This is a genomic window from Serratia sp. CC22-02 (assembly GCF_900182895.1).
GTDB lineage: Bacteria > Pseudomonadota > Gammaproteobacteria > Enterobacterales > Enterobacteriaceae > Serratia > Serratia nevei.
In genome coordinates, this window is sequence record NZ_FXUD01000001.1 from 24,855 (window position 1) to 45,993 (window position 21,139).

General features: G+C 56.7%; 21 protein-coding genes and 1 pseudogene. 13 read left to right on the forward strand and 9 right to left on the reverse strand.

Translation table 11 applies throughout. The features are described from left to right. Nucleotides 1–5 precede the first annotated feature (5 nt). The 3 genes from QOL81_RS00150 (at nt 6) to QOL81_RS00160 (ending at nt 3,343) form a co-directional block, all read left to right on the forward strand. Entirely contained in the window at nt 6–755 is a 750-nt protein-coding gene (locus QOL81_RS00150; RefSeq protein WP_048321547.1) for a DeoR/GlpR family DNA-binding transcription regulator, read from the forward strand. A 12-nt stretch (nt 756–767) separates the two neighbouring features. Further along, on the forward strand, nt 768–1,835 hold the full coding sequence (locus tag QOL81_RS00155) for an oxidoreductase (RefSeq protein WP_060418981.1): 1,068 nt from the start codon (nt 768–770) through the stop codon (nt 1,833–1,835). 113 nt (nt 1,836–1,948) lie between these two features. Further along, on the forward strand, nt 1,949–3,343 hold the full coding sequence (locus tag QOL81_RS00160; protein WP_060418979.1) for an MFS transporter: 1,395 nt from the start codon (nt 1,949–1,951) through the stop codon (nt 3,341–3,343). On the opposite strand, the gene QOL81_RS00165 is transcribed toward QOL81_RS00160, so the two are convergent. The 6 genes from QOL81_RS00165 to QOL81_RS00190 all read right to left on the reverse strand — a co-directional run bounded on the left by QOL81_RS00165 (nt 3,328) and on the right by QOL81_RS00190 (nt 6,642). Further along, nucleotides 3,328–3,867, reverse strand: coding sequence for a dihydrofolate reductase family protein (locus QOL81_RS00165; protein ID WP_180548589.1), 540 nt, complete (start codon nt 3,865–3,867; stop codon nt 3,328–3,330). The two genes, QOL81_RS00160 and QOL81_RS00165, sit on opposite strands and share 16 nt — an antisense overlap. Next, on the reverse strand, nt 3,867–4,268 hold the full coding sequence (locus tag QOL81_RS00170) for a VOC family protein (RefSeq protein ID WP_048321551.1): 402 nt from the start codon (nt 4,266–4,268) through the stop codon (nt 3,867–3,869). The genes QOL81_RS00165 and QOL81_RS00170 overlap by 1 nt, the downstream gene beginning before the upstream one ends. A gap of 141 nt (nt 4,269–4,409) precedes the next feature. Beyond that, complete coding sequence (locus QOL81_RS00175; protein WP_038872997.1) at nt 4,410–4,604, reverse strand: ribbon-helix-helix protein; 195 nt, start codon at nt 4,602–4,604, stop codon at nt 4,410–4,412. Nucleotides 4,605–4,683: 79 nt separating this feature from the next. Next, a complete protein-coding gene (locus tag QOL81_RS00180) occupies nt 4,684–5,472 on the reverse strand; it encodes a spermidine synthase (RefSeq protein ID WP_147839975.1) in 789 nt (262 codons plus the stop codon). Between the two features lie 30 nt (nt 5,473–5,502). Next, complete coding sequence (gene fabZ, locus QOL81_RS00185; RefSeq protein ID WP_038873003.1) at nt 5,503–5,958, reverse strand: 3-hydroxyacyl-ACP dehydratase FabZ; 456 nt, start codon at nt 5,956–5,958, stop codon at nt 5,503–5,505. 189 nt (nt 5,959–6,147) lie between these two features. Further along, nucleotides 6,148–6,642, reverse strand: coding sequence for a TIGR00645 family protein (locus QOL81_RS00190; protein ID WP_033648490.1), 495 nt, complete (start codon nt 6,640–6,642; stop codon nt 6,148–6,150). A 215-nt stretch (nt 6,643–6,857) separates the two neighbouring features. Here QOL81_RS00190 and QOL81_RS00195 point away from each other — a divergent pair, with 215 nt between their 5' ends. Then, the gene (locus tag QOL81_RS00195; RefSeq protein WP_283439557.1) at nt 6,858–7,520 is read left to right on the forward strand and encodes a CPBP family intramembrane glutamic endopeptidase; all 663 of its coding nucleotides are present in this window, start codon (nt 6,858–6,860) and stop codon (nt 7,518–7,520) included. Between the two features lie 22 nt (nt 7,521–7,542). Here QOL81_RS00195 and QOL81_RS00200 read toward each other — a convergent pair whose 3' ends face one another. Further along, nucleotides 7,543–7,836: an Rdx family protein gene (locus QOL81_RS00200; protein ID WP_004928553.1), complete on the reverse strand. Its 294-nt coding sequence runs from the start codon at nt 7,834–7,836 to the stop codon at nt 7,543–7,545. A 127-nt stretch (nt 7,837–7,963) separates the two neighbouring features. Then, complete coding sequence (locus QOL81_RS00205; RefSeq protein WP_060418974.1) at nt 7,964–9,202, reverse strand: NAD(P)/FAD-dependent oxidoreductase; 1,239 nt, start codon at nt 9,200–9,202, stop codon at nt 7,964–7,966. Between the two features lie 191 nt (nt 9,203–9,393). On the opposite strand from QOL81_RS00205, the gene QOL81_RS00210 reads away from it, so the two are divergent. The 3 genes from QOL81_RS00210 to adhP all read left to right on the forward strand — a co-directional run bounded on the left by QOL81_RS00210 (nt 9,394) and on the right by adhP (nt 12,699). Continuing rightward, nucleotides 9,394–10,179, forward strand: a complete 786-nt coding sequence (locus tag QOL81_RS00210) for a sulfite exporter TauE/SafE family protein (RefSeq protein ID WP_080440217.1) — start codon at nt 9,394–9,396, stop codon at nt 10,177–10,179. 17 nt (nt 10,180–10,196) lie between these two features. Then, a complete protein-coding gene (gene blh, locus QOL81_RS00215; protein ID WP_283439558.1) occupies nt 10,197–11,486 on the forward strand; it encodes a bifunctional sulfur transferase/dioxygenase Blh in 1,290 nt (429 codons plus the stop codon). Nucleotides 11,487–11,682: 196 nt separating this feature from the next. Continuing rightward, nucleotides 11,683–12,699 carry an alcohol dehydrogenase AdhP gene (gene adhP, locus QOL81_RS00220; RefSeq protein ID WP_004928541.1) on the forward strand — a complete coding sequence of 339 codons (1,017 nt, stop codon included), beginning with the start codon at nt 11,683–11,685 and terminating at the stop codon, nt 12,697–12,699. A gap of 67 nt (nt 12,700–12,766) precedes the next feature. Here the strand turns inward: adhP and exaC are convergent, their stop codons facing one another. Beyond that, complete coding sequence (gene exaC, locus QOL81_RS00225; RefSeq protein WP_149572420.1) at nt 12,767–14,287, reverse strand: acetaldehyde dehydrogenase ExaC; 1,521 nt, start codon at nt 14,285–14,287, stop codon at nt 12,767–12,769. A gap of 275 nt (nt 14,288–14,562) precedes the next feature. Between exaC and QOL81_RS00230 the strand changes: the two genes are divergently transcribed. The 6 genes and pseudogenes from QOL81_RS00230 to QOL81_RS00255 all read left to right on the forward strand — a co-directional run bounded on the left by QOL81_RS00230 (nt 14,563) and on the right by QOL81_RS00255 (nt 21,074). Continuing rightward, on the forward strand, nt 14,563–16,347 hold the full coding sequence (locus tag QOL81_RS00230; RefSeq protein WP_070914367.1) for a sigma-54-dependent Fis family transcriptional regulator: 1,785 nt from the start codon (nt 14,563–14,565) through the stop codon (nt 16,345–16,347). Between the two features lie 367 nt (nt 16,348–16,714). After that, nucleotides 16,715–17,749: pseudogene (locus QOL81_RS00235) on the forward strand (porin). A gap of 47 nt (nt 17,750–17,796) precedes the next feature. Then, entirely contained in the window at nt 17,797–18,147 is a 351-nt protein-coding gene (locus QOL81_RS00240) for a cupredoxin domain-containing protein (protein ID WP_060418964.1), read from the forward strand. A gap of 139 nt (nt 18,148–18,286) precedes the next feature. Further along, on the forward strand, nt 18,287–18,802 hold the full coding sequence (locus tag QOL81_RS00245; protein ID WP_060418963.1) for an iron transporter: 516 nt from the start codon (nt 18,287–18,289) through the stop codon (nt 18,800–18,802). 44 nt (nt 18,803–18,846) lie between these two features. Next, nucleotides 18,847–19,761 carry an RnfABCDGE type electron transport complex subunit D gene (locus tag QOL81_RS00250; protein ID WP_283439559.1) on the forward strand — a complete coding sequence of 305 codons (915 nt, stop codon included), beginning with the start codon at nt 18,847–18,849 and terminating at the stop codon, nt 19,759–19,761. Nucleotides 19,762–19,889: 128 nt separating this feature from the next. Further along, entirely contained in the window at nt 19,890–21,074 is a 1,185-nt protein-coding gene (locus QOL81_RS00255; RefSeq protein WP_060418959.1) for a multidrug efflux MFS transporter, read from the forward strand. Nucleotides 21,075–21,139 lie beyond the last annotated feature (65 nt).

Genomic DNA, 21,139 nt, shown 5'->3' on the forward strand with positions numbered 1-21,139 from the left:
AACCCATGCACAAAGCGGCACGACAGCGCCATTTATTGGATTTGCTCAGCGAACGCGGGCAGGCGGCGGTGGCGGAATTGGCCGGCGCCATCGGCGTTTCGGTCGATACCGTGCGCCGCGATCTGGCCGATCTCGAACGGCAAGGGTTGGCGCAGAAACATCACGGCGGGGCGATCGCGCTCGAACCGTCCGACATGCCGCGCCAGGCGCGTGCGGCGCTGTTGCCGCAGGTCAAGCAGCGGCTCGGTCGCGCGGTGGCCGCGCAGATCCCACCCGGCAGCACCCTGATGCTGGATGCGGGCAGTACGCTGCTGGCGGTGGCGCAGGCGCTGCGTGGGCCGGCCACGGTGATCACCGCTTCGCTGGATATCGCGCAGTGCCTGAGCGACAGGCCGGAGATCAACCTGATTCTGCTTGGCGGCCAATGGGATGCGCGCCAGCGGCTGTTCGCCGGCGGCGCCACTTTGGCGTTGCTGGCGCGCTACCGCGCGGACATCGCCTTGCTGGGCGCCTGTGCGGTGCATGCGCAGCTGGGGCTGAGCGCCGGCGAGGAGGCCGATGCCGAGGTCAAACGCGCCATGCTGGCCAACAGCGGCGAGCGCTGGCTGGTGGCCGACCATATGAAGCTGGATCGCTGCGAACCGCATCACGTTGCGGATCTGGCGCAGATCCAACGGCTGTTTACCGACCGCCCGTGGGACAACCTGGACGAACAATCACTGATTGAACTTTGTGTCGTCGCCGACGACCGCTAGAGGAGAACACTGATGAACGATACCGCACGACCGTTGCAGGTGGCGCTGATTGGCTACGGCTTTGTCGGCAAGGCGTTTCACGCGCCGCTGATTAACGCGGTGCCGGGGCTGGAACTGAGCGTGGTGGCTTCGCGCGATGCCTCTAAGGTGCATGCCGATCTGCCGCACGCGCAGGTGATCGCCGACCCGCTGGAGGCTATCCGCCGGCCGGAGGTGGATTTGGTGGTGATCGCGTCGCCGAACGATACCCATGCGCCGCTGGCGCTGGCCGCGCTGGAAGCGGGCAAGCACGTGGTGGTGGATAAACCCTTTACGCTGGATTTGGCGCAGGCGCGCACGCTGATTGCGGCGGCGGAAAAACACGATCGCCTGCTGTCGGTGTTCCAGAACCGCCGTTGGGACAGCGACTACCTGGGCGTGAAGCAGGTGATCGAACAGGGGCTGATCGGCAAGGTGACGCACTTTGAGTCGCACATCGATCGCTACCGCCCTGAAGTGCGGGTGCGCTGGCGCGAACAGAATCTGCCGGGCAGCGGGCTGTGGTTCGATCTGGGGCCGCACATGGTCGATCAGGCGCTGCAGCTGTTCGGTTTGCCGCAAAGCGTGCAGGCCAACATCGCCACGCTGCGCCACAATGCGCAGGTTAACGACTGGGCCCATGTGGTGCTCAACTACCCGACGCACCGCGTGATCCTGCACGGCAGCATGCTGGTGGCGGGGGGCGTGGCGCGCTTTACCGTGCACGGCGAGAAAGGCAGCGTAGTCAAAGCGCGCGCCGACGGGCAGGAGAGCCAGCTGCTGGCCGGCGTGACGCCGGGCTCGGCGGAGTGGGGCAAAGACGACGACGCGATGAGCCTGTTTATCGGCACGGAGCCGGTGCGCACGCTGCCGACGCCGGATGGCGACCAGCGTCAGTATTATGTCCAGGTGCGCGACGCGCTGCGCGGCGCCGGCGCCAACCCGGTTACCGCTGCGCAGGCGCTGGCGGTGATGGCGGTGCTGGAGGCGGCCACCCTGGCGGCGGAAACCGGCGTCACCCAAACCCTGCCGCTCACCGAGGCGGAGATCGCCGCCTGGTAACGGCTCGCGTCAGATAAGGCGTCAGACGCATGGATACAGTGCATGTCGTGCGTCTTCCGCCATCCCAACCCCTGGCATAGGCTATCCCTCAGTCTATGTCAGGAGTGTTTATCATGTTATCCCATCCTACGCCGCAGGGCGTCCGCGGCATACTGGCCGCACTGTCTCTGAGCATGCTGCTGTCATCGCTCGGCATCAGCATCGCCAACGTCGGGCTGCCGGCGCTCGCCACCGCGTTCCATGCTTCGTTCCAGGCGGTACAGTGGGTATTGCTCTGTTATTTGCTGGCCGTCACCACCTGCATCATCGGCATCGGTCGCTTGGGCGACAGCCTTAATCGCCGCCGCCTGCTGCTGGCGGGTATCGCGCTGTTTACCGCCGCTTCGCTGGCTTGTGCGCTGGCCCCGCAGCTTTGGCTGCTGCTGGCGGCGCGCATGGCGCAGGGGCTGGGGGGCGCGGTCATGATGTCGATCGCCATGGCGCTGGCGGGCGAGGCGCTGGGCACGGAAAAAATCGGCCGCGCGATGGGGCTGCTCGGTACCATGTCGGCAGTGGGCACCGCGTTGGGGCCGTCGTTGGGCGGCGCGCTGATCGCCGGTTTCGGCTGGCGGGCAATGTTTCTGATCAATCTGCCGCTGGGCCTGTTGGCGCTGTGGCTCGCCTGGCGATACTTGCCGGAGGGGGCGCGCCCGGCCGCGCGCCAGGAACCGTTCGATCGCGCCGGTACGCTGCTGCTGGGCGGCGCATTGCTCTGCTATTCGCTGGCGATGACCCTGGGGCGCGGCAATTTCGGCGCGCTCAACCTGGTGTTGATGCTGGGGGCCCTGTTGGCGGGGGCGCTGTTCATCGGCGTGGAGCGCCGCGCCGCATCGCCGCTGTTGGCGCCGACGATGTTCCGCCATCCGGCCCTGACGGCGGGGCTGGCGGCCAGCGCGCTGGTGATGACGGTCATGACCGCCACGCTGGTCGTCGGGCCGTTCTATCTGTCACGCGCGCTGGGGTTAAGCGCTGCGCAGGTCGGGCTGGTGATGTCGGCGGGGCCGGCGGTGGCGATCCTGACCGGCATTCCGGCCGGTTATCTGGTGGATCGTTTTGGATCGCAGCGCATCGCCCAGTTTGGGCTGGCGGCGGTGGCCGCCGGTGCGGCGTTGCTGTCGCTGCTTAGCCGCGCCGGCGTGCTCGGCTATGTGGCACCCATCGCGCTGCTGACCGCCGGCTATGCGCTGTTTCAGGTGGCCAACAACACCATGCTGATGAAGGATCTGTTTCCTGAACGGCGCGGTTTGATCGCCGGCATGGTCAATCTGGCGCGCAATCTCGGGGCGATCACCGGCGCCTCGGCGATGGGGGCGCTGTTTTATCTGGCCTCGCAGCGGGTGGTGGGAACCGCCGCCGCCGCGGCTTACGGTATGCGTGTGACCTACGGGACGGCGGCGCTGTTGGCGCTGGCGGCGTTGCTCATCGCCTTCGGCGGCCGCCGGCTGATGCTGCGTTACGACGCGCGCTGAACCGCGTAGCGTTCTTGCACGAAGCCGTTGTCCGAGGGAGTGACGGCGAGCAGGCGCAGGCGCTGCTCCGGACCATCGGTGCCGAACAAGGGAATGCCGCCGCCCAACAGCAGCGGCACGCGCGTGATAGTCAGCTCGTCGATCAACCCGGCCTGCAGGAAGCGCTGGACGGTCTGGCCGCCGTCGATATACAGGTGACGGCAGCCTTGATCGGCCAGCTGCGCCACGATGGCCGCCGGTTCGCCAGTCATCCAGCGCACGTGCCCGGTATCTTGTTGTGCGGGCGGCTGCGTCGACAGCACCACCACCGGCAATTCGCCATAGGGCCACTCGGGAAAGGCGCGGACTTTCTCATAGGTATGACGCCCCATCACCAGCGCGTCGATGTCGGCGATAAACGCCTCATAGCTTAGCCCGTTGAGCAATGAAACCGCGTACTCGGGCCGGAGCAGCCAGTCGATGTCGCCATCCGCCCCGGCGATGAAGCCGTCCACGCTGGTGGCGATGTAAACCGAGCATTTCATCAGGCGAGATCTCCCCGGTAAACCACATGCACCTTGTTGCCGTCGGGATCGCGCAGGTAAGCGCCGAAATAGCCTTTGCCGTAGTGCGCGCGTTCGCCGGGTTCGCCTTCGCTGCTGCCGCCCGCCAGCAGGCCGGCGGCGTAGGCGCGCTTGACCTCCAGCTCATCGGCGGCGAGAAAGGCCAGCATGCTGCCGTTGCCGGCGCTGGCAGGCTGTCTGTCGAAGGGTTGGTAGGCATAGAAACGCGGCAGCGTTTGCCCCGGCATCACCCAGCAGCGGGCGGCGGGGCCGCCGTCCGGCGTCACTTCCCGCCGCTGTAATCCCAGCGGCAACAGAATGGCGTCGTAGAATGCGGCGGCGGCGTCCAGATCGCTGACGCCGACGGTAATATGGCTGAACATGGCGCTTCCTTTCCGAAGAGGGATGAACGCATCAAACAGTAGCAGCGATGCTGCCGAATGGACAGAGCGCAACGGAGGATTCGGATTAGGGACGCGCGCAGGGGGATAGCGCGCTTCACGGTATGCGGGGCAGGCCGCCGCTCAATTGCTCTCTACGCGCGGGTTGGCGTGAGTCGGCTGGCTGGGATAGTCCACCTGATGCTTATGCAGGTAATCGCGGATCAGCTGGCGCACCACCTGGGAAGGGGTGACGTCCTGCTGCAGGCACAGGTCTTCCAGGGCTTTTTTCTTGTCCGGGTCAATCAGCACCGTTAGCCGCGCCGTTTTCTTTTCCATCAGGATCCTCCAGAGAATGATAACTGAATGATAATACCACGTGGGCGAAGCGGCCAGCCAGACCGCGTCGCCCCCGCCTTTAGCGGAAATGCAGCCGCTCTATTTTGCGCGACAGATAGCCGAGCTCGCAGTTGAACAGTTCGCCGCTGCCGGCGGCCAGATTGCGCAGCGCGCTCAGCGGCAGCGTCACCCGGGCTAGCGTGGCGTAAATAATGACGTTGCCGCTGGGGGCGACGCAAAACAGCACGGTGTTGAATACCCGGTGCAGGCTGTGGTACAGCAGGCTATTTTCGTCGGGCAGATCGTGGTAATTCAGCACCAGCCAGCCCCCGTCGTTCAGCCTTGCGGCGCAGTTTTCCAGGAAGGTCTGGCTGCCTTGCTGCGGATCCATGGCAAACGCCGAATAGAGATCGGAGAAAATCAGATCGTAGCGCGTCTCGGCGGGCGGGCGCACGAAGTCCATGGCATCGGCGGTGCGCAGGCTGATGGTGTCGGTGGCCGGCAGCGTAAAATAACGGCGTGCGATGGCGATCACCGCGGCGCGCAGCTCGACCACCTCCAGGCGCATCGCCGGATCGAGGGCGTGCAGCGCACGCAGCAGGCTGCCGCCGCCCAACCCCAGGATCAACGCCGACGTCGGCGGCTGCCAGGCCACCGCCATCAGCATCGCTTTGATGTAGTTGTGGATCGGCTGCGCGGGGTTGCTGAGGCTCATCTTGCTCTGCTCGCAGATGCCGTCAAACCGCAGCGTGCGGTAGTCCTTGTGATCGGAAACGATGATTTCGCCCCAGGCGTCGGCTTCGCGGGCGATCACCTGGCCGCGCGGAGAGAAATCGAGGGTTCTGAGTAAGCTGTCAACCAGAGACATGGTATTCGCAGGGCTCCTTTGGCAAGCGGCCTATTTACGGGCGCACATGAAATCGGCGGTGCAAATGCGTTGGCCGTCGATGCTGGCACGGCCGGTAAAGCGGGCGATCGCCCCGCGCCGGCGCACAAAGGCGACCTCCATCAGCACCTGATCGCCGGGGCGGGCGGCGCGATAAAAACGCGCCCGCTGGATGGCGGCGAAATAGTAATGTTCCCCTTCGTTCAGCGCCCCGAGATAGTAATGGGCCAGCAGGCCGGTGCTTTGCGCCAGCGCTTCTACCAACAGCACGCCGGGAAAACCGGCGAAGTGAGCGTGGCCGCTCCAGAACGTCGGTTCATTGGCGGTGATGTTCTTGATGGCGCTCAGCCGCCCTTCGGCAATGCAGGTGCCGGCGGGCAGCACGCGATCGACCAACAGGCAGGGATAGCGATGAGGCAAAATCGCCTGAATATCGTTGAATTGCAGGGGATGACCATTCAATGGCATGGGGGCGCGTGATCCTGTCTGCGGCGAAACCGGTGCGATGGCCGGCGTTCAGTCCATGGTGAGTGTAATAGCATTATAATAAAATTATCATCATATGTGCCAGATGAAAGACATGATGGCGGAGAAACAGGCGCAGAATGGAGAGGAAGGAGGCACCCGATGCTGGCGATCGGGTGTGGTAGCGCGTGGTTAGTGCTTGGAACGGGTGACCTTGTCCAGATAGCCCATCACGAAAGCGGACAGCACGAAGGTGAGATGGATGATCACATACCACATCAGCTTGTTGTCCGGCACGTTCTTGGCGTCCATAAACACCCGCAGCAGGTGAATGGAAGAGATGGCGACGATGGAGGCGGCGACTTTGTTTTTCAGCGAGGTGGCGTCCATTTTGCCCAGCCAGCTCAGCTTTTCTTTCCCTTCGGTGATATCCAGCTGCGAGACGAAGTTTTCATACCCGGAGAACATCACCATCACCAACAGCCCGCCCACCAGCGCCATGTCGACCAGCGACAGCAGGGTCAGGATCAGATCGGCTTCGGCGATAGAAAAAATGTTGGGCAGGACGTGCAGGATCTCCTGAAAAAACTTGATCGACAGGGCGACCAGAGCCAGTGAAAGGCCGACATAAACCGGTGCGAGCAGCCAACGGGAGGCGTACATCGTGTTTTCGAGCAAGCGTTCAATCATAAAATTTTATTAATTACGTGGCTAAAAGAGCGCTCAGTATAACGCAGGAGACCCGGGCGAAATCAACCGCGTGCCAATGGCTTGGAGAAATTTGCGAATGGACGTTCGCTGCGAACGGGTTCATGACAATGATATCGCATGGGGATAAACTGCCGCGGTCTCTTGCCTTGCTACCGTTTCGTCAATCGCTGCTCAAAACTAAGGATGGTTATATGGTCGACAATGCGTTTATCGCGAGAACGCGAGCCGTTAATGGCTGCTTTTCCATGTTTTTGCTGATGTTCCTGATTACATTTATTCCGTTGTTCATTGAGAACAGAACCGCCTTGATGCGACAAGGGCTATTGCTGCCGTTGCTGTACGGAATGGAATTTGTCGCTATCTTTTCGTTATACCTGCTCTTTTTCCGCCGTAGAGAAGGATTGGGCAAAGGCGAGGTTAAACGCAACGATTTTGCGCTGCTGCTGTTCGCGCTGTTGGTGATTCAGTTTATTTTCCCGCGTTTGATGGGCGTGGAAAAAACGGAAACCTGGGTGACGGAGCAGGTGGCATTGCCCGACGAGATTTTGGCGCTCAATGCCGCTTTGTTGGTTTTCGTCGTCCCCGTCTATGAAGAGATCGTATTTCGCGGCTGTCTGTTTAACGCACTGATGTATTGGTTTAACGATAAGGTGATTTGGGCCGCGTTAACGGTGTCTGTCATCTTTGCCGTTTTGCATACCCAGTACACCGATTGGCGCACATTGGCAGCCCTGGTGCTCATCTCGCTGGTGTTAACGGCCGCCCGAGTAAGATCCAAAGGGATCTATTTGCCCATTGGGCTGCATATGACCATGAATGGCGTCGTGATGGCGGCCAGCTATGCGTTAAATTGAAGCTGTGCTTGCCGCCGGATGTTCAGTGCCTGGCTTTCTTCCCGTCGCTGTGGCCGAGAGAACGATCGGGGAAGCTGTGATCGCGCAGCCGCTGCTTCAGCTGCGCCGCATCGGGGAAGCCGCCGTCAATTTTGCGATCCCAAATCATCACGCCATCGACGCTGATTTGATAGACCCCGCCGGTGCCCGGCATCAGCGTGACGGAGGCGAGATCGTCGCCGAAGGTATTGAGCAGCTCTTGCGCCATCCAGCCGGCGCGCAGCAGCCAGTTGCATTGTGAACAGTAGTGGATCGTCACTGCGGGGGCATTTTTCATCGATGATCGACCGGTAGTGGTAACGGCTTGCAATCAGCCTGATGGACCTGCAAGCGATGGTGGCTTTGTCTCGCCAAATAGTCAAGCGTCTGCTGCGGCCAGAGCGGCAAGGGGGGCCGAGTGTGCGTCATGGCCGCTTGCTGCCGGCAAACCATTCAACCCCACGCAGCATGCCCGCCCAATAAAACCGGGGTAAAAACCAGGCTTTCAGCCACCAGGCCAGACGGCTGGGCTGGGTTGCGTCGAACAGGGGAAACGTGGGCAGTAACTTACCGTCATAGCCAAACTCCGCCAGCACAACTTTGCCTTTCTCGACCGTCAACGGACAGGAACCATAGCCATCATAATGGGCCGTGAGAGGCGCGCCATGAATCAGCGCCGCGACGTTTTCCGCCACCACCACCACCTGCTTTCGGGCTGCCGCCAGGGTTTTGGCGTTTGGCGTTGAGCAACAGTCGCCTACCGCAAAAATATCCGGCCAATGCTTATGCTGCAGCGTCAATTTATCCACATCGCACCAGCCGGATCCCTCAGCGAGCCCGCTTTGCGAAATAAACGCCGGGGCCGATTGAGGCGGCACCACGTGGAGCATATCGAAGGGCAGGGTTAACTCGCGTTTTCCCTCTTCATTTGTCTCTACGGCAAATGTTGCTTGCCGATTCGGGCCATCAACACGAATTAAATGATGATTGAAATTGACCTTTGCACGGTATTTTTGCAAATACTCGCTCAGCGGGGGGACAAATTGCGGAATGCCGAAAATCGCCGTGCCCGCAAGGCAGAAATTGACGTTAATATTATTCAGGATGCCTTGGCGGCGCCAGTGGTCGCATGAAAGATACAGGGCTTTTTGCGGTGCGCCGGCGCATTTTATGGGTAGTGCCGGTTGAGAAAATATCGCCTGGCCGCCTTTCATTTCCTGAACCAGTTGCCAGGTGTATTCGGCAAGATCAAAGCGATAATTAGAGGTGACGCCGTTTAATCCCAGGGTGTCTTCAAGGCCTTCTATTTTATCCCAGCGTAAAACGAGGCCGCACGCAACAATAAGAAAGTCATAGTTTATTTTCTGCCCTTGGCGAGTCTCGATGTATTTTTGACTGGGCTCGACCCTGACAACGCTATCCTGTACCCATGCGGTTCCTGCAGGCAGGACAGCGCGCAGGGAACGCCGTGTTTTATTGATATCAAAGAGCCCGCCGCCCACCAGGGTCCATGCCGGTTGATAATAATGACAGTCGTTAGGTTCCACGACCGTTATATCGATGTCTTTAATTCGCTTCCTTATGCTTGCCGCGATACCTATTCCGGATGAGCCGCCGCCAATAACAACGACGCTTTTCTGGGTGTTTATTTTTTCGGGTTTCATGCAGGCCTCCTTTCATAAGAAAGTAGGGGGTTGCTGGCCAGATTAAAAGCGAATTTATAGAACTTGTGGTTATATAAAAATTCACATATTCTATTTTGCTATATGTAATAACAAAACGAAATAAGTTATTTGACATCGCCGGTAAACTGATCGTTAATAAATGGCATGAGCATCATTAAGGGATTAGTGCAGTGGATTTTTTCCATTTCAGTTTTTATATCGTGATGCTGTTAGTGGTCACCGGGGGAATTGTAGGATTCCTCCTGGCCCTGACCGGCGGCGGTGGGTCAATCGTCTGCGTGCCGTTATTGCTGTATATGGTGAAAGTGCCGGATACGCATTTGATTATAGGAACCAGCGCCATGTCCGTGGCCATTAACGCGCTGATCAACCTGGCCGCGCACGCTGCCAAAGGCAACGTCAGGTGGCAGACCGGGGTTGTCGTTTCGCTGGTTGCTGTTATGGGCGCTTTGGCGGGATCTCAGATGGGAAAAATCACGGACGGGCACTACTTAACCCTGCCTTTTTCCCTGTTGATGCTGGTTGTCGCCGGATTGACGCTGAAAAGAAATCGCCTTGCCGGCACCCCCTTGCCGTCCCCCCATGCTGCCGTTCATCCCGCCATCGTATGGCCCAGCGTCCTGGCCCTGGGCGGGCTGGCGGGCTTTCTGGGCATCGGCGGCGGATTTTTGGTTGTGCCGGTGCTGGTCTGGTTTTTCCGCTTCTCGATGGTTGAAGCGGTGGCAACCTCACTGGTGGTCGTGGCGGCCATGGGGCTGTCGACCAGCGCCAGCTACGCCATGTCGGGAAAGGTCTCGATCGCGATTACGTGCTGGCTCATCGTCGGCGGCGTCCTGGGGGGCGTGGTGGGGGTGGCGCTCGCCGAGCGCCTGAAAAAACGCGAGGACATTATCAATGTGCTCTATGCCGTCATGCTCCTGGCGCTGGCCCTGTATATGTTATTTAAAAGCCTATGAAACAGAAGGAAAAAAACATGCGCATCCGCACTTACCACCCTCAGCTCTCCTTTTCGGGCGCGCCTGAAGCGAGTGATTTCAACGCGCTGTCTCAACAGGGCTATCGCCTTATCGTCAACAATCGGCCGGACGAGGAACCGGGGGAGTATCTTGATCATCAGCAAGAGAAAGCGTTGGCTGAACAAGGGGGGATGCGTTACGTCTATCTCCCTTACACGTTCGATACGCTGACCTGGGAGACCGTTTACACCTTCCAGTTTCTGCTGCGGCAAGGCAAGAAAACCCTGGCGCACTGCAGAAGCGGGGCTCGATCTGCCTGCCTTTCCCTGCTGTATGCGCTGCGCGAAGGTCAGATAGATGAAGCGCAGTTTCGCCGCCAATGCGACGAATACGGCGCGGACGCCGATAAGGCGCTCAGCTGGTATGGCAAGCATCGGTCCGTGCGGGCCACGGCGGAAGTTCACGCGTTTTATGAGCCGGAAAGCGGCAGCCTGCAGTATGTGGTTGCCGATCCCGAGGCGCGCCGCTGTGCGATTATCGACCCGGTGCTGGATTTTGACCGCCGATCGGGCACGGTCTCGCATCAACAGGCCAACGACATTCTGAATTTTATCCATCAACGGGGGTGGGGAGTGGCCTGGGTGTTGGATACGCACCCGCACGCCGATCATTTTTCGGCTGCCACCTGGCTGGCGCAGAAAACCGGCGCCTTCACCGGTATCGGTGAAAAAATTACCGCCGTTCAGGGGCTGTGGGAAGAGATCTATAATTTAAAAGACCTGCCTGCGGCCAAGACCGTCTGGGATGTACTGTTCGCGGACGGGGACGTCTTTTTTATCGGTAACCTGCGCGCTGAAGTCTTGCTGTCTCCCGGGCACACGCTGGCGTCCGTCACTTACCACATTGCGGATGCGGCGTTTATCCACGATACGTTCTTCATGCCGGACAGCGGTACCGCAAGGGCCGACTTTCCTGGTGGCAATGCGGAAGCCTTGTGGGACTCATTGCAGCGCATCTTGAGCCTGCCGGCGGATACCCGCCTGTTTACCGGCCATGATTACCGCCCGGCGGGGCGTGAGGCCCGTTGGGAAAGCACCGTGAGAGAGCAGCGCGAGAACAATCCCTGGGTGGTCAACATGGATAAATCCCGGTTCGTTGCGCAAAGAAAACAGCGGGACGCCACGCTGCCGCACCCGGAACTCATGCTGATGGCGCTGCAGGTCAATATTCGCGGCGGCGTTTTGCCTGACTGTGAAGACGATGGGCAACACTATCTGAAAATCCCCGTGAATCGATTTAAGGGCTGAATCAGGTCATGGCGGCGCCAGCGAACAGGCAAATCATTCGCCTGGGATCGCGCCGTCTGTTAATTGTTTTTTATGAAATAATCATGCTGATTCATATTTAATTATTTGTTTTTACACAAAACACGTGGCACTTGCCCTCACCGAATACAGTCACTACATTAACAACTGTACTTCCCATTCTGCTAAGGAAAACACCATGAAAGCTGCCGTAGTGACGAAAAACCATACCGTAGACATTCAGGATAAAGTGCTGCGCCCGCTGAAGCACGGCGAGGCGGCGTTGAAAATGGAGTGTTGTGGGGTGTGCCACACCGATTTGCACGTGAAAAACGGCGATTTCGGCGAGGTGCCGGGCATTACGTTGGGGCATGAGGGCATCGGCGTGGTCTCCGCCGTCGGTGAGGGCGTCACCTCGTTAAAAGTGGGTGACCGCGCCAGCGTCGCCTGGTTTTACCAGGGTTGCGGCCATTGCGAATACTGCGTCAGCGGCAACGAAACCCTGTGCCGTTCGGTGAAGAACGCCGGCTACAGCGTTGACGGCGGCATGGCGGAAGAGTGCATCGTGGTGGCGGACTACGCGGTGAAAGTGCCGGACGGGCTCGATTCTTTCGCCGCCAGCAGCATTACCTGCGCCGGCGTCACCACCTACAAGGCGGTGAAGATTTCCGATATCAAGCCGGGGCAGTGGATCGCCATCTACGGCCTGGGCGGGCTGGGCAACCTGGCGCTGCAGTATGCCAAGAACGTGTTTAACGCCAAGGTGATCGCCATCGACGTCAACGACGGCCAGCTGGAGTTCGCCAAACAGATCGGCGCCGATCTGACCATCAACTCCAAAACGCAAAACGCGGAGGAGATCATTCAGCAGCAAACCGGCGGCGCTCACGCGGCGGTGGTGACGGCGGTGGCGAAAGCGGCCTTCAACTCGGCGGTGAATGCGGTGCGCGCCGGCGGTAAAGTGGTGGCCGTGGGGCTGCCGCCGGAGAGCATGGATCTGAGCATTCCGCGCCTGGTGCTGGACGGCATTCAGGTGGTGGGCTCGCTGGTGGGCACGCGTGAAGATCTGAAAGAGGCGTTCCAGTTCGCCGCCGAAGGAAAAGTGACGCCGAAAGTGACCAAACGGCCACTGGGCGATATCAACGCCATCTTCGACGAGATGAAGGCGGGCACCATTCGCGGTCGCATGGTGATCGATCTCGGCATGGCGAAATAAATCACGCCATCAACCATGCCAAATAAGAAGGCCACCTGCGGGTGGCCTTCTTGTTGTTACGCCCGGATCAGAACAGGCCCAGCGGTTTGGCGTCGTAGCTGACCAGCAGGTTTTTCACCTGCTGATAGTGCGACAGCGCCGCCTTGTGGGTTTCGCGCCCGATACCGGAGTTCTTGTAGCCGCCGAACGCGGCGTGCGCCGGGTACAGGTGATAGCAGTTGGTCCACACGCGGCCCGCCTTGATGGCGCGGCCCATGCGGTAGGCGCGGTTGATGTCGCGGGTCCACAGCCCGGCGCCCAGACCGAACTCGGTGTCGTTGGCCAGCGCCAGAGCTTCGGCCTCATCCTTGAAGGTGGTGACGCCAATCACCGGCCCGAAGATCTCCTCGCGGAAGAAGCGCATGCTGTTGTTGCCGGTAATCAACGTCGGCTGCAGGTAGAAACCGTTTTGCATTTCGTCGCCACGCTGGGCGGGTTCGCCACCCACCACGATTTTGCCGCCCTCGTTTTTAGCGATGTCGATGTAGGACAGGATCTTGTCGTACTGCTGTTTTGACGCCTGGGCACCGATCATGGTCTCGGTATCGAAGGGATCGCCCTGGCGAATGGTGGCGATGCGCGCGAGCACTTTCTCCATAAACTGCGGGTAGATGGATTCCTGGATCAATGCGCGTGAAGGGCAGGTGCAGACCTCGCCCTGGTTGAAGAAGCCCAGCACCAGCCCCTCAACCGCCTTGTCGATAAACTCCGGCTCCGCCTGCATGATGTCTTCAAAATAGATGTTCGGCGATTTGCCGCCCAGTTCGACGGTGCTGGGGATGATGTTTTCCGCCGCGCAGGCGAGGATATGGCGGCCGACCGGTGTGGAACCGGTGAACGCGATCTTCTCGATGCGTTTGCTGCGCGCCAGCGCTTCGCCGGCCTCGGCGCCGAAGCCTTGCACCACGTTGAGCACGCCCGGCGGCAGCAGATCGCCGATCTCTTCCATCAGCACGCTGATGCCAAGCGGGGTCTGTTCCGCCGGTTTCAGCACCACGCAGTTACCGCCCGCCAGCGCCGGCGCCAGTTTCCAGGCGGCCATCAGCAGAGGGAAGTTCCACGGAATAATCTGGCCGACTACGCCCAGCGGCTCATAGATATGGTAGGCCACGGTGTTCTGATCGATCTCCGCCGCGGTGCCTTCCTGCGCGCGCAGGCAGCCGGCGAAGTAGCGGAAATGGTCGACCGCCAGCGGCAGATCGGCGTTCAGGGTTTCGCGGATCGGTTTGCCGTTGTCCCAGGTTTCGGTCAGCGCCAGCATCTCCAGCCGCGCTTCGATGCGATCGGCGATCGCCAGCAGCACGTTGGAGCGCTCCTGCACGCTGGTTTTGCCCCAGGCGTCCGCCGCCGCATGCGCCGCGTCGAGCGCCAGCTCGATGTCCTTGGCGTCGGAACGCGGGAATTCGGCGATCGGCTGGCCGGTCACCGGCGAGGTGTTGGTGAAGTAGTTGCCGGATACCGGTTCGACGAATTTGCCGCCAATGTAGTTGCCATAGCGTTTGCGGAACGAAACCAGCGAGCCAGGCAAACCGGGGTGGACATATTTCATGTGAAGCACCTCTCTGCAGATGATAACCGGCGCTATTGCGCTGCGCCTGTGAGTGCGGCATGCCGCCGCAGCAGGGAGAAGCACGCCCTGTGCCAGATTGATGAATGGCGAAGATGCTCGTTAAAAGAGCTTATTTATTAGCGTGTTAAAAACGGATATGGCTTAGGGAATCGAGCGGTGCCGCCGCCGGCGATGATTTTTTGTGTCCCGTGTCGCAACGCCTGATACACATCTGTGATACATATTTGCAACACTCGCGAACGGGGGAGAAACGCATGTTGCCTGACGACCGCTTGCCCACTGAGGGCGCCAGTTTGTTGACCCATCCGCTGGCGGAATCCTGGCAGCGCAGCCGGGGCTACGGCCTGGCGCGCGCCGATCAGCACATCTCGTTCATCAAAGCCGGGTTGCTCGAAGAGCGGCGCAGCCGCAACGACTGGGTGCCGCAACGGGTGCAGCCGCTGATCGAGCAGCTGGGCGCGCAAATTACGCGCCAGCCCGCCATTGTGGTCATTGCCGACGCCGACGGGCTGGTGCTGGAAACCCGCGGCAATACCGATTTTCTGCATAAGGCATCGCGCTTTGCGCTGGCGCCGGGCAACCCGTGGGGAGAAGCGGAGCGGGGCACCAACGCCATCGGCACCGCGCTGGCGCTGGGCGCGTTCTGCGAAGTGCGCGGCGACCAGCATTACCTCAACCAAAATGCCGGATTGAACTGCACCGCCGCGCCGATCTACCGGCCGGATGGCCACATTGCCGGGATATTGGATCTTTCCGCCCCCGCGCAGCGGCCGTATCGCGATGCACAGCGCCTGATCATGCAGGCGGTGCGACATATCGAACACCGCTGGGTCAGAAGCGCGATCGCCGATCGTCACTGGACGCTGCGCCTGCACGCCGACGCCGGTAGCCTGGGCAGCGCGCAGGAGCTGCTGCTGGTGTTTCACGACGAAGTGCTGGTCGCCGCCAATCGGCTGGCGATGCTGGAGTTCCAGCTTTCACCGGCCGCATTCGGCTCGGTTGAGTTCGCCCAGCTGTTCCCCGATCTGCTGCGGCAGCCCTACGGCGCACCGCACCAGACGCTGGCCGGCAATCAACGGCATTATTATTCGCTGCTCGAGGCGCCGCAGCGCCGCGTCAGCGCCCTGCGTTCGGTTCCGCCGCCGGCGGAAAGGCATGACGAACAGCATCAGAAGGCGCTGCGCATTCTCAATGCCGGTCTTTCCCTGTGCGTGACCGGCGAAACCGGCTGCGGCAAGGAGCACTTCAGCCGACGCCTGTTTCAAGAGAGCCGCTGGCGCAACGGCAACTTCGTGGCGATCAACTGCGCGGCGCTGCCTGAGCCGCTGATCGAGTCCGAGTTGTTCGGCTATGCCCCGGGGGCGTTTACCGGCGCCAACCCGAAAGGCTATATCGGCAAGATCCGCGAGGCGGACGGCGGCGTGCTGTTCCTCGATGAAATCGGCGACATGCCGGCGGGCCTGCAGACGCGGCTGCTGCGGGTGTTACAGGAAAAAACGGTCACGCCGCTCGGCAGCCGCAGCGCTTATCCGGTCGATTTCGCGCTGGTCTGCGCCACGCACCACGATCTGCATCGGCAGGTACAGGCGGGGGCATTTCGCGAGGATTTGCTGTACCGCATCCAGGAATACAGCCTGCTCATTCCGCCGCTCAGAGAGCGGGCGCAGCTGGAAGCCTTCATTTTGCAGCTGTGGCGAGAGCTGGGCGGCGAGCGGCGCGACATTCGCCTGCTGCCGGAGGCGCTGGCGATGCTGGCGCGCTACCCGTGGCCCGGCAACGTGCGGCAGCTGTTGAGTACGCTCAAGGTGTTGCTGGCGCTGGCGGACGATCATGCGGTGCTCACTCTGGACGATCTGCCACAGTCCATCGCGGTGCTGGCGCCGCGCCAGGAGAACGCCGATACCGGCCTGGAGGATCTGCAGGCGGCGATCGACAGGGCGGGGGGTAATCTCAGCCGGGCGGCGAAGGCGCTCGGCGTTTCGCGCAGCACGCTGTACCGCAAGTTGGGCAAGCGGCATTTCGCGATAAAATCTCAATAGCAGTATACGGTTCTTTCACAAAGTCCTTTCCCTTTAACTACTCAATAAAAATAGCCGTTGATTCCGTCTATCCATAAAATTATTTGTGGATAGACAGCTATTTTCTGAAATTTAGTCAACAACTGAACAGGATGAAAAGAATGTTTTCGTGGAAAAAAACCAATTAACAACAATTGGTTAACTTTTATTTTGCTTACATAAATTTACATTTTACCCAAGGACTTTCCAAGCGTTGAGTGATAAAAATAAATGATATTGATAATCATTATCGTTTATGTATTGTTTATTTTTCATGTTGGAAGGGACTTTTATGAACCAATACGCAGCGACAGCTATGGCTTCTTTGCCATTATTTCTCATGCTTAGCATGTGCCCCCGGGTAAACGCGACCGAGATTTTCAATAAAAACGGAAATAGGGTTCAATTAACGGGAATGCTCGATGCTCGACATCAATTTAGTCCGGACAGCGACACGGATGGCGACCAGAGCTATGCGCGCTTTGGTTTTATCGGTGAAACCAAAATAAGCCGTAGTGTCACTGGATATGGGAAATGGGAATACGAAATAAAAGTGAATAAAACCGAGGGCGGCGATGATGACAGCGCGTATACGCGCTTGGGTTATTCTGGCATTAAAGTAGACCGGTTTGGATCTCTCGATTACGGTCGCAATTACGGCATTCTGTATGATATTGGGGCCTGGACCGACATTCTGCCCGTATTTGGCAATGATTCTTATGAGGATACGGATCGTTTCATGACTGGCCGCAGTAGTGGACTTTTGACTTGGCGGAATAACGATCTCTTTGGGTATTTTCCAGGGGTGAGTTTGGCACTGCAGTATCAGGGAAAGAATAGCGCTGAAGACAGGAAATCAGAAATTCAGAACGGGGACGGTTATGGGGTATCCGTGGTATGGAATGGGAACGATGAGATCAGCCTGGGGGCTGCATTGACGCGCTCCCAAAGAACACCGATGCAAAAGATTGATGGCCAGGGCGATAAGGCAGATGCGGTGACTGCAGGGATAAAATATAACAAAGAAAATATCCTCTTGGCAGCCAACTACACGCGAAGCAACAATATTATCCATATTGAGGATTATGGGTGGATAAGAAGAGCAGATAGTTGGGAGGTTGTGGGGCAGTATAGTTTCGATTCGGGAGTTCAACCAGGTTTTGCATAGGTATACACTCGGGGGCACGGACTTAAAAATAACACGGGAGATACAGATATTGTAAATTATGTTGATGTGAATGCGAGCTACATATTCAATTCCAATATGAGTGCTTATATTGATTACAAGATTAACTTAATAAACTCATCCGGAAATTCTGGAGAAAATACACTGAACGTTCCCACTGATGACAGTATCGGTATTGGAATCGTGTACCAGTTTTAATCTTTCAATGCTTATTGCTGACTTCAACACGTAATTAAGAGGGTGTTATGAAAATCATATCTGGACTTGTAGCCGTTTTTTTAATGATTTTGACTACGTTTACATGGGCCGGTGAGCGTCAAACGTTCAATTTGACGCTGACGGAACAAGGTTTTGTTCCTTCGCAACTGGAGGTTCCGGCACATGAAAAGATCGAAATCAGGATGTACAATGCCACAAAAAAAATGGCCGAATTTGAAAGTTTTGATATGAAATTCGAAAAAATAGCGCCTCCTGCGAAAACGATCTCGGTTTTGACTGGCCCACTTAAACCTGGGGAGTATCTTTTCTTCGATGATTACAGTGCGCAGGATGCAAAAGGAAAAGTGATATCTAAAGTGCGGTTAAACAGAAGATAGTCACGTCAGGCTTGCTCGTAAGATAGCGGACTCTGGCATTTTTATTTTAGTCTTCATATTTTTATATATTTTTCCTGATGAGGTCGCCGAACCTATCCGGGCCGAATCGATATTATTCACGTAATCAGAGGTCAATACCATGAAATTAATTAAGCTGTTCGTCGTTGCACCAATGTTTTTATTCACCGTCATGGCTCACGCGAGGGAGTACCCTATCGGGGGGCCGGTTGAACATGAGGGTATGGAGATTGCCTCATCGTACCTTGTGGGTATAACTATGGAGCCGGATATTACGTCAATGGCGATGGGTAACGATATTATCCATCTGGAAAGTGACGTTCATGCAACGCAAAATAACATTTGGGGTTTTTCTCAAGATGAATGGATACCTTATCTTTCAATAAACTATGTTATGACCAAGAAAGACGATAAAAACTTCGTCGCATTTGGGCAACTACTTCCTATGATAGCCAAGGATGGGGCTCACTATGCACAATCCTTAAAAATGAATGGCCCCGGAACATATACGGTAAGACTGAAATATTCGGCACCCGACGAAAAGAACTTCTTGCGCCACACTGACAAAGAAACCGGCGTGCCGAAATGGTTTAAACCATTTATTGAAACATTTACATTCAGCTATCCTCAAAAGTAAGGAGACGGAAGGGCGACGTATGCGTCGCCCTTTGGGGAAAGAACATGACAACATATAAAAAATTTATTTTTAGCCTTGCTCCCGTCGTGTTTCTTGGCGGGTTAAATCAGTACGTTTATGTTTTTCATAAACAGACCATGCTTTTTTTTGAATCGAAACTATGGCAAGTTTCTGCCATAGTGGCAGCCTCGCTAGTTGTTGTTATTACACTACACCGTTTGAAAATAAATGGCGTATATAAATCGATAAAGTTTAGTGCGATAATTTTTTTGTGCATTATTCCATGGAACGCGACACCTTTTATTGTTGCATTTTCTTTTTTTGCCGGAACGTTCGTGTCTCTGTTTAATGTGCGGATTGATCGTTGTACATTTAATCTTAATCCAGCAATTTCAAGCAGGATGATCATTTTCTTTCTAAATCCGCCAATAATAAAGTATGACAGTATATCCAGCGCTACACCGCTCTCTCTTTGCCGTAAAAGCATGATGCGAATGTCAGAGTGTGGCGTTTACCCTCTAAAATACTTGGTGTTCGGGGCTTGGCCTGGTGCTCTCGGGGAGACGTCTAAAGTTGGAGTGCTGATTGGCGCATTAATTCTGATATCCTTTAAACTTTACAATCCTTTTTTTCTTATTGCAGGTATATTCGGTGCCGTCATAGGTTGGTTTTTTCTCGGCGTGGGATACACCTTTACGCTATTGCCGCGAATGATAGATTATCTATTTATGGGGAGTTTTTTATTTGGTCTTGTTTTCATGACGCAGGATCATTTTACTCATGGCTTGAGGCGTAATGAGATGCTTACCTACCATTTTCTTGTGGGGTTACTGTGTTTTATCTTTAGAGGGATATTGCCTTTCCCTGAAGCGACGTTGATATCTTTGGTAATGTCGCAAGTTTTATTCATGGTGTTTTTCTTCTTTAAAAGAAAGGTTGATTCATTGAATATGGATTGATGTTTATAATGAGGTCGATGTTAAATTTTCGCTTCATTTCACATCTAAAAGTTTTTTGGCTGGTAGGTGTTGCTTTCTCAAGAATTTCTATCCAGGTCAACAGTTTCTAAGACGGGTAATGAAATTCAATGAATGTATGGAAAGTCAACCTGATTTCGGCTTGGTTCGGTTGTTTTCTGACTGGGTTAGCAATGAGCCAAATTCTTCCTTTTTTGCCATTGTATATTGAAACACTGGGGGTAAAAGGTCATTCCTCTCTCAATCTATGGTCAGGATTAGTATTTAGCGGTATGTTTTTTGTTTCAGCGATGGTTTCACCACTGTGGGGGAGTCTGGCCGATCGTAAAGGTCGTAAATTAATGTTGTTGCGAGCCTCATTGGGAATGGCGGTGGCCACTGCATTACAAGGTATGGTGAACCAAGTTTGGCAGTTATTTGCTTTGCGGGCCTTGATGGGACTTGCCAGTGGTTATATTCCCAATGCCATGGCGCTGATCGCTTCGCAAGCACCGCGTGATAAGAGCGGATGGGCATTGGGTATGCTGTCGACAGGGCAAATTACTGGGATGATCGGGGGGCCATTATTCGGTGGCATGATGGCCGATCACCTGGGGCTTCGGATGATTTTTTACGTTACTTCCGGGATGATGTTCATCAATTTTCTATTGACGTTACTCCTGATTAAAGAGCGCCATGACGGGGTCGGAAAGACAGAGCGGTTCAGTGGAAAGAGGGGTATTCAGTCTTTACCCCAGCCGATGTGGGTTGTTAGTTTGTTCATTTGTACGTTAATGATCCAATTAGCCAATTCTTCAATCAGCCCCATTCTTACTTTGTTCATTCGTGCATTGGCGTGTAACACCGGCAATATTGCTTTTATCAGCGGCATGATCGCAGCCGCCCCCGGGATAGCCGCTCTGGTCTCGGCACCACATTTCGGTCGGCTCGGCGATCGCATAGGTGCCGTCCGTATCCTGATCGCCGCGTTGCTGTTGACGGCTGTGCTATTGTCTGCCATGGCGTGCGTGAGAACGCCGTTGCAGTTGGGTGTTCTACGCTTTTTGCTCGGCTTTGCCGACGGGGCGCTAATGCCTGCGTTACAGACATTATTGCTTCAGTCTTCTTCCGAGCAGACGACAGGCCGTATTTTCGGCTATAACCAGTCATTCATGTATCTTGGAAACGTGTGTGGCCCATTATTGGGGGCAGGTGTCTCAGCACTGGCGGGATACCGATGGGTATTCGTCATGACGTCTATTATCGTCATGGCGAACGTGTGGCAACTGTATCGTCAACTTCAAAAGCGGGAGTAACCGTTTCTTCTCATGCCTATGGGAACCCCCACCGGCGGTTCCCACATTTTTATATTATCTAACCG